We start from the raw sequence: 14,490 nt of genomic DNA, 5'->3' as shown, positions 1-14,490 counted from the left end.
GAGATTGTCCGGTATCAAGAATGCGACACAGTATAAATAATAGAAAAAATTGGAATTTTGATATGAATCGGGATTGCGCGAATCAGTCTTAATCCCTTAGGAGCAGAGAGCGCAGTCCGGCCGCTTTGTTTTCTATCTCCTGCCACTCCTGCTCCGGGTCAGAGCCGCTGACAATTCCCGCCCCGGCGTACAGCCGCAGGGCGTCTTCGTAAACACGGGCAGAACGCAACGCCACGCAGAACTCGCTTTGTTCAGGGGATAAATACCCGGCAGAACCGGCGTACCACTCGCGGTCGAACGGCTCGTTGTGGTGGATAAAGTCGCGCGCCGCCTGACGCGGCAGACCGGCGACGGCCGCCGTGGGCTGCAGAACATGCAAGCATTGTGCATCGTCAGCGTGTTTGAGCTCGGTCCAGATACAGCGACGCAGATGCTGTACTTTACGCAGCCGTACAACCTGGGCGGGCAGCACCTCCAGCGTCTGGGTATGGTGCTGGAGCCGCTGGCAAATATCTTCCACTACCAGCATATTTTCACGCTGATTTTTGTCGTCGTTCATCAGCCAGTCGCCCAGCCGTTCGGCCTGTTTATCATCGGTATGGCTGGCGACGGTGCCTGCCAGCGCTTCCGTGCGCAGCAGCTTGCCGCGTCTGCGCCACAGGCGCTCGGGGGTCGAGCCGAGAAACGCGTTGCTGGCATCGAATACCATGCAGAAATGGTAGCAGTTCAGGTTCAGGGCGCGGCTGGCAGCCATCAGTGCGACAGGGTTAACAGAGTGCTTAAACTGCAGGTCGGTTGCCCGGGCGAGCACCACCTTTTCAAAATCACCGCGAGCGATGGTCTGGGTTGCCTTGCGGATAAGGCGCAGCCATTCGGGTTGTTCCGGATGATGCTTTTCCTGCACAACCTCAACGGACAGCGGACGAATGGGTCTTGCCTCACCGAGCTGCTGGAGAAAATCCAGCGCGGCGCGGGCATCATCGTGAAGTGAACTGTCGCTCCACAGCTGCAGGCGTAACGTGGCCTGTCCGGCGGTACGTCGCCACAGCAGACGCGGTAAAAACAGACTGCCCTGCTCGGGATTAAACGCATTCAGGCCGCAGATACGCGTGTCACGGGCCGCATCATGCGCCTGCAAAAACTGTGAGGCAAATGCCAGAGAGGAGAAATGCGCGACGGCACCAAGCGCAGCAAGTTCTTCATCACCGTTACGCTGTTGCCAGTAAAACTGAGGATAGCAATGCTGAACGCCCAGCCAGGCCAGGGGATCGAAGGCGTCGTTTAACGGGAAAGAGACGTCGAAGTGATGTAAACCGGGTGCAGTGGGTAACGCTTGCGTAAGCTGGCTACGCAGATGCTCCAGCGCGGTGGAAATCGAATTCACGCGAACCTCTCCCTGTTAAAACCGCATATTATACGGGGTACTGACCATAAATAGCAGTACCCACGTATAGGGAGTGGTTAACCGTATATGGAACGTTAACGGCGGGCTAAAAGCAGCCCCAGCACCAGTCCGACAGCTGCCCCTACCCCGATGCCTTGCCATGGTTTTTCATGGACGTAATCATCGGCACGGTATACCGCCTTTTTCGCGCGGTAGTAGTAATTGTCCGAAGCATGGCTGACGCGATTTTTAACATCATCCAGCGCTTTTTCGGCACGGGCTTTCAGCTCAATATATTTCTGATCGGCAGGGTCGCCCGACGAACGTAACACCTCTTCCAGCGTTTCGCTCAGCAAGGCCAGGTCGTCATCGATACGGGTATCCCAGGATTGAAATGACATATTTTTCTCCATGTTAGTACACCAGTCCGCTAACTATAGCCAACGACTCGCCATTACGCCTGTTTCGCTTCCCGCGCCATGCCGATGTGTGGAATACCGTCCTCATCGTACACGTCCGTCACGGGGGTAAACCCAAAATGCCCGTAAAACGGTTGCAGGTGCGCCTGCGCGCCCAGATATAACGCCTTGTCCGGCCACTGTTTTTGGCACGCTTCCAGCGTTTTTTCCATCAGCTGATAGCCCAGTTTTTCACCACGCGCGTTGCCGCTGATAATCACGCGACCAATCACGACAGGCTCAAAATCGTCTTCGCTTTTCAGAATCCTCGCATACGCCACCAGCGCGTTGTCCCGCCAGCCAAGAATATGGCGATTCTCGCCAATAAGATCATCGCCATCGATATCCTGATACGGGCAGGTTTGTTCAACAACAAACACTTCGCAGCGCAGTTTGAGCAGCGCGTAAAGTGACGTTACCTTGAGCTCACTATGGTGTAAATCTTGCCACTGGATCATGTCAGTCTCCTTCCTGGGTTCATCACGTTATACTAAACCCCTCCCCGTTCGGCAAAGGGCTGATTACGTTATGGAACTGATTTTTCTCGGTACGTCCGCTGGAGTGCCAACCCGATCACGAAATGTGACCGCGATTCTGCTGGATTTGCAGCACCCGACGCGGGGTGGATTATGGCTTTTTGACTGCGGTGAAGGGACGCAGCATCAGCTGCTACATACCCCGTATCATCCCGGCAAACTGGATAGAATTTTCATTACCCATCTGCATGGCGACCATCTGTTTGGCCTGCCTGGTCTGTTGTGCAGCCGCTCAATGGCGGGCAATGCCAACCCGCTGACGATTTACGGGCCTGCGGGTATTCGGGAATTTGTCGACACCACGCTGCGTCTGAGCGGCTCATGGACAGATTACCCCCTGGAGGTGGTGGAGATAACCGCCGGTCTGGTCCTGGATGACGGGGTTTATCGGGTGACAGCCCAACCCCTGAGCCATCCGGTGGAGTGCTATGGTTATCGCATTGAGGAGCGGGATAAACCCGGCGCGCTCAATGCGTCGGCGTTACTGGCCGACGGAATAAAACCCGGGCCGCTGTTCCAGCGCCTGAAGCAGGGCGAAACCGTGACGCTGGAAGACGGGCGCATCATCAACGGGCAGGATTATCTCGCCGCCCCGCAGCCCGGGAAAAAACTGGCGATTCTTGGCGACACAGCCCCGTGCCCGGCGGCGTTGCTGCTGGCGCAGGGTGTGGATCTCATGGTGCATGAAGCCACCCTGGAGGCGGCGATGGAAGAGAAAGCCAACAGCCGGGGCCATAGCTCTACGCACCAGGCGGCGCAGCTTGCGCGTGACGCGGGCGTCGGGAAACTGATCGTCACCCATGTCAGCTCGCGCTACGACGCCCGGGGCTGTCAACGCCTGCTGGCAGAGTGCCGTGAACGGTTCCAGGAATGTGAGCTGGCCGAAGATTTCGCTAAGGTCAGCGTTTAGTCCTTCATTTTTCTCTCAGAGTGCCGATAACGATTAAAAGGTCAGCATTTCTCTCGAGGGTAGAATGGATAATTTCCAGAAAGATATTGATGACAGGGCGAATCTCACCCTGTCGAACCGTTTTGAACTGTTGCTGTTCCGTCTTGGCACCTCTCTGAACGCAAATAAATCCGAGCTGTTTGGCATTAACGTCTTTAAGCTGCGTGAAATTGTGCCGATGCCAGAGTTCACGAAACCCGCCGGGATGAAATCACCGCTGATGGGCATGGTGAATATTCGCGATCAGGTTATCCCGGTAATCGACCTGGCTGCCGTGGCGAGCTGTAAGCCAACCACCGGGCTGAACATCCTGCTGATCACGGAATATGCCCGCAGCGTGCAGGCTTTTGCGGTGGAATCCGTTGAGAACATCATGCGTCTTGACTGGAAGCAGGTGCACGCGGCGGAAACTGCCGTCAGCGGGCGGTACATCACCAGTATCGCTTGTCTGGATGAGAAGACCGATACCAATGAGCTGGCGATGGTGCTCGACGTTGAGCAGATCCTGTATGACATCACCCCGGCCAACCACGACCTGCATGCCACGGATCTGAAGACCACGAAATTCCACATCAAGCCCGGTGCCGTCGCGATTGTCGCCGAAGACTCTAAAGTGGCACGCTCGATGCTGGAAAAAGGTCTGCAGGCGATGGAGATCCCGGCGCAGCTGCATATCACCGGCAAAGACGCGTGGGAGAAAATTAGCGTGCTGGCGGCACAGGCTCAGGCTGAAGGTGTGCCGATTACCGATAAGATCGCACTGGTGCTGACCGACCTGGAAATGCCGGAGATGGACGGCTTTACCCTGACGCGTAAAATCAAAACCGACCCGCTGTTGAAAGATATTCCGGTGGTGATCCACTCTTCCCTCTCCGGCAATGCTAACGAAGATCATATTCGCAAGGTGAAAGCCGACGGTTACGTGGCAAAGTTTGAACTCAATGAACTCTCGTCAGTCATTGAAGAAGTTCTGGATCGGTCAATGAAGAAGATTGACGGTCCGCTGATTAGCCGTAAACAGCTGGCTTAACTTTCAGCAGGCTCACGCCTTCCCGACAGGGCAAGGCCGCAAGCCAACAAAAAACCCGCCGAGGCGGGTTTTTTTATTCACTGCGGTCAAACAGCAACGTGATTACATCAGCGGCATCGCGTGCTGCACGATGGTGATCAGCGGCTGTGGATAGATACCGAAGATCAGTACCAGCAGCGCGGAGATCAGTACCACGATACCACCGGCGCTGTACTGCCAGTTACGCGGCGCATCGCGGTTCAGTTGCTGAGGTGCACTCAGATACAGACTCACGGCCACACGCAGGTAGTAGTAGAGACCGATTGCAGAGCCGATAACCACGCCCGCCGTCAGCCACCACAGGTGTGCCTGCACACCCACTGCCAGCACGTAGAACTTACCGATAAAGCCCAGCGTCATCGGAATACCCGCCAGAGAGAGCATCATTACGGTCATAACGGCGGACAGAATCGGACGGTGCCAGAACAGACCACGGTAGGAAAACAGGGAATCTGCATCCGGACCACGGTACGGGCTGGACATCAGGCTCACCACGCCGAACGCGCCGAGGCTGCTGAACAGGTAACCGGCAAGGTAAACACCGACGGTCTCCATCGACATCTCACCGCTCTGCAGCGCAATCAGTGCCACCATCAGGTAGCCCAGATGGGAGATAGATGAGTAGCCCAGCAGACGTTTAATATTGGTCTGGCTCAGCGCCATCAGGTTACCGAAGATGATGGAAGCAAACGCGATGATGCCCAGCACCACGCGAACCGCTTCGCTGTCACCCACCGGCGCATACAGGAACAGACGCATCACCACCCCGAAGATAGCGATTTTGCTCGCCGTCGCCAGGAAGGTTGAGACAGGAGCAGGCGCGCCCTGGTAGACGTCTGGCGTCCACAGGTGGAACGGAACCAGAGAGAGCTTAAAGCCAAGGCCAACAATCATCATGCCCAGACCCGCCAGCAGCAGCGGTTCGTGCAGCATACCGTCGCCGAGGCTCTTGCCGAGCGCCATGAAAGAGAGATTACCGGACTGTGCGTACAGCAGCGCGATACCAAACAGCAGGAAAGACGACGCGGCAGCAGACAGAATGGTGTACTTGATGCTCGCTTCCAGAGAACGTTTCTGACGGAAGGCGTAACCAATCAGACCGAACAGCGGCAGAGAGATAAGCTCAATACCGAGGAACAGCGCAGCCAGATGGTTCGCATTCGCCAGCAGAATACCGCCCAGCGCGGCAATCAGTACCAGCAGGTAAAACTCTTCTTTGTTGTCGTTGTAGCCTTCCAGCCATGGGTACGCAAACGTACAGGTTGCCAGGCTCGCCAGCAGAACCAGACCCGAGTACAGCATGGCATAGCCGTCAACGCGCATCAGTGGAGTGACGTCCATCGCCCCGCCCTGGCCAACAAACCAGAGAGAGACTAATGCGGCGTTCAGACCGATGACCGACAGCGTGGCATTCAGGAAGTGATTGCGTCGCCACGCAATGGAGAGCATCACAACCACCACCGTCAATCCGACGATCAGCAGCGGTAGCAGCGCGATCAGTTGTTGTGGAGTTATTGTCATGGCGAATTACGGCCTTGTAGTAGAAGCAGAATTAACAAACCACTGCTGGATATTCCCCATCGCGGAGTGCGAGGTATCCAGAATTGGCTGCGGGAAGAAGCCCAACAGCACCAGCAGTACGACCAGCAGCAGGATGATGAACAGCTCACGCAGCGACATCCCCGGCAGTTCTTTTGCAGCAATTTCGCTCTTCGCTTTACCGAAGTAAGCGCGATGCAGCATCGCCAGCGAGTAAACGGAAGCGAACACCAGACCAAAGGTGGAGATCACGGTAATGACCGGCACCACTTTGAAGCTGCCGAACAGAATCATAAATTCGCCGACGAAGTTACCGGTGCCTGGCATACCCAGCGTGGCCACCGCGAAGAACATAGAGAGCGCTGGCAGCCATTTAATTTTGCTCCACAGACCGCCCATCATACGCATGTCACGGGTGTGAAGACGTTCGTACAGCTGACCACACAGGATGAAGAGACCGGCTGCGGACAGACCGTGCGCAATCATCTGGATAACCGCACCCTGGTAAGCCAGCTGGCTGCCGGTGTAGATGGCAATCAGTACAAAGCCCATGTGAGAAACGGAGGTGTACGCAATCAGACGTTTAATGTCGTACTGCGTGAAGGCCATCCAGGCACCGTAGAAGATACCGATCACACCAAGCCACATCGCAATTGGCGCGAACTCAGCGGACGCATTCGGGAACAGCGGCAGAGCGAAACGCAGCAGACCGTAGGCCGCGGTTTTCAGCAAGATCCCCGCCAGGTCAACGGAACCCGCCGTTGGCGCCTGTGAGTGCGCGTCTGGCAGCCAGCCGTGCAGGGGAACCACCGGCATTTTCACCGCGAAGGCAATGAAGAAGCCCAGCATCAGCAGGTATTCCACACCGTGAGACATCGGGGTCTTCAGCAGGTCTTCATAGTTGAAGGTCCAGATACCGGTCGCCGTGTGGTGAACAAACACCAGCGCCAGAATCGCTATCAACATTACCAGACCGCTCGCCTGGGTATAGATGAAGAACTTGGTTGCCGCCGTGATACGCGTTTTACCGTCGGACGCCTTATGGCCCCACAGCGCGATCAGGAAGTACATCGGCACCAGCATCATCTCCCAGAAGAAGAAGAACAGGAACATGTCGATGGCAAGGAACACGCCGATAACGCCGCCCAGGATCCACATCAGGTTCAGGTGGAAGAAGCCCTGGTATTTTTCAATTTCTCGCCAGGAGCACAGTACCGCCAGAACGCCGAGCAGACCCGTCAGCACCACCATCAGCAGCGACAGACCGTCGATAGCCAGGTGAATGGTTATCCCAAAACGCGGGATCCACGGCAGAATAAATTCAGACTGCCACTGCGGAATCCCCGCAGACTGCGTCAGAGAGTAGCCACCCTGCAACCACAGTTGCAGACCAAGCGCGAGCGTCAATCCCATGGTGATCAGCGCGATCCAGCGCGGCATCTTCACGCCAAAGCGTTCAGTCTGCCAGCACAGGAAGCCGCCGATGAAGGGAATTAATATTAGCCAGGGTAGTAACATGGCGATTTACATTCCTTTTTAAGGCCCCCAGCAGGGGCCTGATTTTCAACGAATTCGAATAAAATTCACTTAACGATCAACGCAACACCATCAGCAGCGCCAGCACGACAACCGCACCGATGCTCATGGACGCCACATACCAGCGCAGGTAACCGTTCTCGCTGAACAGCAGGCCTTTACCTGCAAAGCGGGAAAGGATCGCCGGGATATTCATCAGGGAGTTCAGCGGATCGCGTTTTAGCAGCCACGCAATGCCCAGGAACGGCTTGACGAAGATCATGTCGTACAGCCAGTCGAAGCCCCACGCGTTGTACCACCAGGTCCCCAGCAGGCGGCCTGGCGCACTGTTGGCAACGGCAGTCACCAGCGTACGTTTGCCCAGCCACAGCCATGCTGCGATCAGGATGCCCGCGATAGCGACCACACCCGAGGTGATTTCAAGCGTCAGAACGCGACCGTGCTCAAGCTCGGTGGTGTCCGGCAGTACGCCCTGCAGCGGTGGCACAATCAGTGCGCCAACGAAGGTGGAGAGTACCAGCAGCACAATCAGCGGCAGGTGATGAGTAATCCCCTTCCCTGCGTGAGCGTGAATTTGTTCTTTACCGTGGAATACGATGAAAATCATACGGAAGGTATACAGGGAGGTCATGAACGCACCGACCAGACCCGCAACCATCAGATTGATATGACCATTCGCCATGGCACCGGCAAGGATTTCGTCCTTACTGAAGAAGCCCGCGGTAATCAGCGGCAGTGCCGCCAGCGCCGCGCCGCCCACCAGGAAGCAGACATAAACCAGCGGAATGGACTTACGCAGTCCGCCCATCTTGAAGATGTTCTGCTCGTGGTGGCAGGCCAGAATCACGGAACCGGATGAGAGGAACAGCAGCGCTTTAAAGAACGCGTGCGTCATCAGGTGGAAAATGGCTGCGTCCCATGCCTGAACACCCAGTGCCAGGAACATATAACCAATCTGGCTCATGGTGGAGTACGCGAGAACGCGTTTGATGTCGGTTTGAACCAGCGCGGCAAAGCCTGCCAGCACCAGCGTTACCGCACCAACGATACCCACCAGATGCAGAATTTCCGGCGTCATCAGGAACAGACCATGCGTACGCGCAATCAGGTAGACCCCAGCGGTAACCATGGTTGCGGCGTGGATCAGCGCGGAGACAGGCGTTGGACCTGCCATCGCGTCGGCCAGCCATGTCTGCAACGGCAGCTGCGCGGATTTACCCACGGCACCACCCAGCAGCATCAGCGTTGCCCACCACAGCATGTCATTGCCGGCAGCGAAGTGCGCTGGCGCCAGTTCCACCATTTCGCGGAAATTCAGCGTGCCCAGTTCGTTGTAGAGAATGAACAGCGCGAAGGCGAGGAAGACGTCACCCACACGGGTCACGACAAACGCTTTCATGGCCGCTGCGCCATTCTTCGGATCGGTATAGTAGAAGCCGATCAGCAGATAAGAGCAGAGACCCACGCCTTCCCAGCCGAGATACATCAACAGCAGGTTATCGGCCAGCACCAGAACAACCATGCTCGCGATAAACAGGTTGGTGTAGGCGAAGAAGCGGGAGTAACCCTCTTCACCGCGCATATACCAGGAGGCAAACATGTGGATCAGGAAGCCCACGCCGGTCACCACGGAGAGCATGGTCAGAGAGAGACCATCCAGCACCAGGTTGAAACCGATGTTGAAATCACCGACCGACATCCAGGTCCACAGCGGTACGCTGAAGGCCTGACGCCCGTTATTAAAGAAGTCGATACCCGCATACGCTGTTACCAGCGCAGCCAGACCCACAGAGCCCATGCCGACGGTGGCGGACAGATTCTCAGACCAGCGGCCACGAGAAAACGCCAGCAGCACGAAGCCAATCAGCGGAAAAATAATGGTTAAGGCAAGCATGTTCATCCACGCAACTCACTTACTGAATCGATGTTCAGGTTCTGGCGGCGACGATGGAGCTGCAGTAACAGCGCCAGGCCAATACTCGCTTCGGCAGCCGCGAGGCTGATGGCGAGAATGTACATCACCTGACCATCGGTCTGGCCCCAGTAGCTTCCGGCGACCACGAAGGCCAGCGCGGAAGCGTTAATCATGATTTCCAGACCGATCAGCATAAACAGCAGATTGCGGCGGATAACCAGACCGGTTAAGCCCAGAACGAATAAAATCGCAGCGAGGATCAGTCCATGTGTTAAGGGGATCATGCGCGTTCCTCCGTTTTTCTTTTCGCGCGGTCGTCAGTGCGGTTGCTCAGCAACTCACCAGCACGCTCTTCGCGGCCAACGTGGAAGGCAACAACCAGGCCCGCCAGCAGCAGCATAGAGGCCAGTTCAACCGCCAGGACGTATGGGCCAAACAGCGTAATACCCACCTCTTTAGCGCCGATTGGCGTGCCGTCGATGCCCTGATCATTCACACCCAGAATGGCGTAAACAATGACCACCAGCATGATGGCCGACAGGATCGCCGGGCCAATCCAGACCTGCGGTTTTAACCACTGACGTTCCTGCTCAATTTCAGAGCCGCCCAGGTTCAGCATCATCACCACGAAGACGAACAGCACCATGATGGCCCCGGCGTAAACGATGATCTCCAGCGCACCAGCAAAGTGCGCGCCCAGCGCAAAGAACACCCCGGAAATAGCCAGCAGCGAGATAATTAAGTACAGCAGCGCATGCACCGGATTGGTGTGCGTAATCACTCGCAGCGTAGCCAGGATGGCGATAAGGCCACAGATATAAAAAGCGAATTCCATTGCCCTCTCCTTACGGTAACAGGCTCTTGACGTCGATAGGCTTAGCTTCGTTCTCTGCTTCGCCCTTATCTTTGCCGTCGATTGCCATACCCGCCATCCGGTAGAAGTTATATTCCGGGTATTTGCCCGGACCGGAAATCAGCAGATCCTCTTTCTCGTACACCAGGTCCTGACGCTTATACTCACCCAGTTCGAAGTCCGGGGTCAGCTGAATCGCCGTGGTTGGGCACGCTTCTTCACACAGACCGCAGAAAATGCAGCGTGAGAAGTTGATGCGGAAGAACTCAGGATACCAGCGGCCATCTACCGTCTCTGCTTTCTGCAGAGAGATACAGCCCACCGGACACGCTACCGCACACAGGTTACAGGCAACGCAGCGCTCTGAACCGTCCGGATCGCGCGTCAGCACGATACGGCCACGGTAGCGCGGCGGCAGATATACCGGCTCTTCCGGGTACATCCGGGTTTCGCGTTTGGCAAACGCGTGCAGGCCGATCATCCAGATACTGCGTACCTGAGTGCCGAAACCTACCAATAATTCTTTTAAGGTCATGGTCTATAGCCCCTTATGGCTGCTGCCAGAGAATGACAGCCGCCGTTACCAGCAAGTTGATGAGCGTCAGCGGCAGGCACACTTTCCAGCCGAAGGACATTACCTGGTCATAACGCGGACGCGGTAACGCTGCGCGAATCAAAATGAACATCATCATGAAGAACGCGGTTTTCAGCGCGAACCAGATGAACGGCGGTAAGAACGGGCCATGCCAGCCACCAAAGAACAGCGTTACCATCAACGCGGAAATGGTGACAATACCGATGTACTCGCCCACGAAGAACAGACCGAATTTCATACCGGAATATTCGATGTGGTAACCGTCGGCCAGTTCCTGTTCGGCTTCTGGCTGGTCAAACGGGTGACGGTGACACACCGCCACGCCCGCGATAGCAAAGGTAATAAAACCAAAGAACTGCGGGATAACGTTCCAGATGTCAGCCTGGTTGTTGACGATGTCGGTCATGTTGAATGAACCGGCTTGCGCCACCACACCCATCAGGGAAAGCCCCAGGAATACTTCGTAGCTCAGCGTCTGCGCAGAAGCACGCATCGCACCCAGCAGGGAGTATTTGTTGTTACTGGACCAGCCCGCGAACAGCACCGCATACACGGCGAGGCCTGCCATCATCAGGAAGAACAGAATGCCGATGTTCAGGTCAGCCACCACCCAGGTCGGGCTGACAGGAACAATCGCGAACGCCAGCAGCAGCGAGGTAAAGGCGATCATCGGTGCCAGAGTAAAGATCACACGGTCAGAGAAGCGCGGGATCCAGTCCTCTTTAAAGAACATCTTGATCATGTCCGCTACCAGCTGGAGTGAACCACCCCAGCCCACGCGGTTCGGTCCGTAACGGTTCTGGAACAGACCGAGCAGACGACGTTCACCAAAGCTCATGAACGCGCCACAGGTGACGACCACCAGCAGGATAACTATCGCTTTCAGAATGCTCAGCAGGATGTCGATAAGATCCGGCGTTAACCAACTCATGCTTTTGCCTCCTGCAGATTATCAAGACGCGCACCCGCCAGTACCGGCGCGATGCCAGGCATACCCATCGGCAGACCCACCTGCCCTGCTGTCAGACTTTCAGAGATAATCAGCGGCAAGCTGATTGTCTGGCCATCATAGCTAAAGGCGATGTTCGCACCCGCGTTAACGCCAAGCTTCGCGGCATCTGCCGGGTTAAGCTTGATGTACGGCTGCGGCATGCGGCTCTGGAATACCGGAGAACGCTGAGACAGCTCATCACTGCCGAACAGATGGTAGTACGGCGCAATACGCCAGTTCCCTTCCTGCGCCTGGAAGCTCGCCGGCACGGTGGTGAAGAAGTCCAGACCGGTGTCGGAAGCTTCAATCAGACGCACGCCCGGGTCACCGTGGCGCAGAGAGCCGCCCACTTCAGCCTGGAATTTGTTCCATGCCTGCGGGGAGTTCCAGCCTGGTGCCCATGCGAACGGAACCTGAGAGCGCGGTGCAGACGGCTGGTTGTTCCCTTCCATTGAGAAGGCAAACATCGTGTCTTTATCCTGCGGCTGACGAGGTTCGTGAACGCTGATGTTGGCACGCATCGCGGTACGACCGCTGTAACGGTGCGGTTCACGCGCCAGTTTCTGGCCACGAATACGGAAGCTTGCGTCAGGAGCCGCATCTTTGATGCCAGCCAGCTGAGGCAGTTTTTCCACGACCGCGTCGATAACATGGTCGAGCTGCGTCCAGTCCACTTCACGGCTCTGAACGGTGCTGTGCAGAGAGTGCAGCCAGCGCCAGCTTTCCAGCATTATGGTGTTGCTGTCGTAGTACGCCGGGTCATACACCTGGAAGAAACGCTGTGCGCGGCCTTCGTTGTTGATAACCGTACCGTCGCTTTCCGCGAAGCTTGCCGCAGAGAGCACCAGGTGCGCTTTGTCCATGATCGCGGTGCGCTGATGGTCAATAACCATCACCAGCGGCGCTTTGGAGAGTGCTGCGTCAACGCGTGCGGCAGAAGCATGGCGATGCAGGTCGTTTTCCAGCACCACAACGGCGTCAGCGGCACCGGATTCCAGTTCGCTTAACGCAGCTTCCAGAGAGCCACCGCCAATCATTCCCAGACCGATGCTGTTCACCGCACGAGCAATCATGGTCACGCCAACGTCTGCACCACGGCCTTTCAGCGCTTTAGCCACGTTTGCGGCAGCCTGAATGATCTCTGCGCTACCGGCGTTAGTCCCGGAAACAATCAGGGGTTTCTTCGCACCCGCCAGGGCCTGAACAATCACATCAACCTTGTTCTGCAGGTCGCGATCGAGACCTTCAACGGCCGGAGAATTGCTGTCCAGCGCATGAGCAATCGCAAAGCCAAGACGGGCCTGATCTTCAACCGGCGCGCAGTAGGTCCACGCCGCGATATCGTCCAGACGCGTGTTGTCGACGTTGGTCACAAACAGAGGATGCTTCGCACGCTGACCGATGTTGAGGATTGCCGCAATCTGCCAGTCAGCCACTTTCTGAGCCGCCGCCATTTCACGAGCTTTACCTTTGACCGCCTGACGAACCGCCAGGGCAGCGCGAGCGCCGGTCTGCGTCAAATCTTCACCCAGCACCAGAACCGCATCATAAGATTCAATTTCACGCAGCGCTGGGGTATGAATACCGCCTTCACGCAGCACTTTCAGTACCAGCTGCAGACGTTCCTGCTCGCCCTGAGCGATACCGGTGTAGAAGTTTTCCGCCCCAACCAGCTCACGCAGCGCGAAGTTACTTTCGATGCTGGCGCGCGGGGAGCCGATACCGATCACTTTCTTCGACTGGCGCAGAATATCTGCCGCGCCCTGCATCGCCTGTTCAGCGTTCAGGGTGATGAAGTCATCACCACGGCGTTGAACGGGCTGACGTGGACGGTCTTTCAGGTTCACGTAGCCGTAGCCGAAACGACCGCGGTCGCACAGGAAGTAATGGTTAACGGTACCGTTATAACGGTTTTCAATACGACGCAGTTCGCCATAGCGTTCACCCGGGCTGGTGTTACAGCCCAGCGAACACTGCTGGCAGATGCTTGGTGCAAACTGCATGTCCCACTTACGGTTGTAACGCTCGGAGTGAGTTTTATCGGTGAAGACGCCGGTTGGACAAATCTCGACCAGGTTACCGGAGAATTCGCTTTCCAGCGTACCGTCTTCCGGACGACCGAAATAGACGTTGTCATGCGCGCCATACACGCCCAGATCTTGTCCGTCTGCGTAATCTTTGTAGTAACGCACGCAGCGGTAGCAGGCGATGCAGCGGTTCATTTCGTGAGAGATGAACGGCCCTAGATCCTGGTTGCGGTGGGTACGTTTGGTAAAGCGATAGCGACGGAAGCTGTGACCGGTCATTACGGTCATATCCTGAAGGTGGCAGTTACCGCCCTCTTCACAGACCGGGCAATCGTGCGGGTGGTTGGTCATCAACCATTCCACAACGCTTTCACGGAACTGTTTGGCTTCTTCGTCATCAATCGAAATAAAAGTGCCTTCGGTGGCTGGCGTCATACAGGACATCACCAGGCGACCACGCGTGTCTTCCGCGTTTTGATATTGCTTCACCGCACACTGGCGGCAAGCACCGACGCTGCCCAGCGCCGGATGCCAGCAAAAATACGGAATATCAAGGCCGAGCGACAGACAAGCTTCCAGCAGGTTGTCCGCCCCGTTGACCTCATACTCTTTGCCGTCTACATGAATCGTAGCCATTA

13 protein-coding genes are annotated in these 14,490 nt (G+C 56.4%); 2 read left to right on the top strand and 11 right to left on the bottom strand.

What is annotated here, in order from left to right; genetic code table 11:
- Nucleotides 1-88 precede the first annotated feature (88 nt).
- The 3 genes from menF to QRN24_RS06715 all read right to left on the bottom strand — a co-directional run bounded on the left by menF (nt 89) and on the right by QRN24_RS06715 (nt 2,300).
- On the bottom strand, nt 89-1,384 hold the full coding sequence (menF, locus tag QRN24_RS06725; RefSeq protein WP_068794837.1) for an isochorismate synthase MenF: 1,296 nt from the start codon (nt 1,382-1,384) through the stop codon (nt 89-91).
- Between the two features lie 95 nt (nt 1,385-1,479).
- The gene (gene elaB, locus QRN24_RS06720) at nt 1,480-1,785 is read right to left on the bottom strand and encodes a stress response protein ElaB (RefSeq protein WP_020883147.1); all 306 of its coding nucleotides are present in this window, start codon (nt 1,783-1,785) and stop codon (nt 1,480-1,482) included.
- A gap of 53 nt (nt 1,786-1,838) precedes the next feature.
- Nucleotides 1,839-2,300 carry a GNAT family N-acetyltransferase gene (locus tag QRN24_RS06715; RefSeq protein ID WP_284942519.1) on the bottom strand — a complete coding sequence of 154 codons (462 nt, stop codon included), beginning with the start codon at nt 2,298-2,300 and terminating at the stop codon, nt 1,839-1,841.
- A 70-nt stretch (nt 2,301-2,370) separates the two neighbouring features.
- Between QRN24_RS06715 and rbn the strand changes: the two genes are divergently transcribed.
- Together rbn and QRN24_RS06705 are read left to right on the top strand one after the other, a co-directional pair.
- On the top strand, nt 2,371-3,288 hold the full coding sequence (gene rbn / locus QRN24_RS06710) for a ribonuclease BN (protein WP_284942518.1): 918 nt from the start codon (nt 2,371-2,373) through the stop codon (nt 3,286-3,288).
- A 64-nt stretch (nt 3,289-3,352) separates the two neighbouring features.
- Nucleotides 3,353-4,357 carry a chemotaxis protein gene (locus QRN24_RS06705; protein WP_284942517.1) on the top strand — a complete coding sequence of 335 codons (1,005 nt, stop codon included), beginning with the start codon at nt 3,353-3,355 and terminating at the stop codon, nt 4,355-4,357.
- A gap of 102 nt (nt 4,358-4,459) precedes the next feature.
- On the opposite strand, the gene nuoN is transcribed toward QRN24_RS06705, so the two are convergent.
- From nuoN to nuoG, 8 genes are all read right to left on the bottom strand, one after another.
- Complete coding sequence (gene nuoN, locus QRN24_RS06700; RefSeq protein WP_014170990.1) at nt 4,460-5,917, bottom strand: NADH-quinone oxidoreductase subunit NuoN; 1,458 nt, start codon at nt 5,915-5,917, stop codon at nt 4,460-4,462.
- Nucleotides 5,918-5,923: 6 nt separating this feature from the next.
- Nucleotides 5,924-7,453 carry an NADH-quinone oxidoreductase subunit M gene (nuoM, locus tag QRN24_RS06695; RefSeq protein WP_014170991.1) on the bottom strand — a complete coding sequence of 510 codons (1,530 nt, stop codon included), beginning with the start codon at nt 7,451-7,453 and terminating at the stop codon, nt 5,924-5,926.
- Between the two features lie 76 nt (nt 7,454-7,529).
- Complete coding sequence (gene nuoL, locus QRN24_RS06690; RefSeq protein WP_014170992.1) at nt 7,530-9,371, bottom strand: NADH-quinone oxidoreductase subunit L; 1,842 nt, start codon at nt 9,369-9,371, stop codon at nt 7,530-7,532.
- Entirely contained in the window at nt 9,368-9,670 is a 303-nt protein-coding gene (nuoK, locus tag QRN24_RS06685) for an NADH-quinone oxidoreductase subunit NuoK (protein ID WP_003861496.1), read from the bottom strand. Before nuoK ends, nuoL begins: the two co-directional genes overlap by 4 nt.
- Complete coding sequence (gene nuoJ / locus QRN24_RS06680; protein ID WP_014170993.1) at nt 9,667-10,221, bottom strand: NADH-quinone oxidoreductase subunit J; 555 nt, start codon at nt 10,219-10,221, stop codon at nt 9,667-9,669. The genes nuoK and nuoJ overlap by 4 nt, the downstream gene beginning before the upstream one ends.
- A 10-nt stretch (nt 10,222-10,231) precedes the next feature.
- Nucleotides 10,232-10,774 (bottom strand): NADH-quinone oxidoreductase subunit NuoI, encoded by a 543-nt coding sequence (gene nuoI / locus QRN24_RS06675; RefSeq protein ID WP_003861491.1) that lies wholly within the window; start codon nt 10,772-10,774, stop codon nt 10,232-10,234.
- Nucleotides 10,775-10,787: 13 nt separating this feature from the next.
- Nucleotides 10,788-11,765, bottom strand: a complete 978-nt coding sequence (gene nuoH, locus QRN24_RS06670; protein WP_014170994.1) for an NADH-quinone oxidoreductase subunit NuoH — start codon at nt 11,763-11,765, stop codon at nt 10,788-10,790.
- Nucleotides 11,762-14,488 (bottom strand): NADH-quinone oxidoreductase subunit NuoG, encoded by a 2,727-nt coding sequence (nuoG, locus tag QRN24_RS06665; protein ID WP_040018032.1) that lies wholly within the window; start codon nt 14,486-14,488, stop codon nt 11,762-11,764. The genes nuoH and nuoG overlap by 4 nt, the downstream gene beginning before the upstream one ends.
- Nucleotides 14,489-14,490 lie beyond the last annotated feature (2 nt).

This window comes from Enterobacter sp. MEB024, assembly GCF_030209635.1.
GTDB classification, from domain to species: Bacteria; Pseudomonadota; Gammaproteobacteria; order Enterobacterales; family Enterobacteriaceae; genus Enterobacter; species Enterobacter ludwigii.
This window is presented reverse-complemented; position numbering and strand designations above follow the sequence as displayed.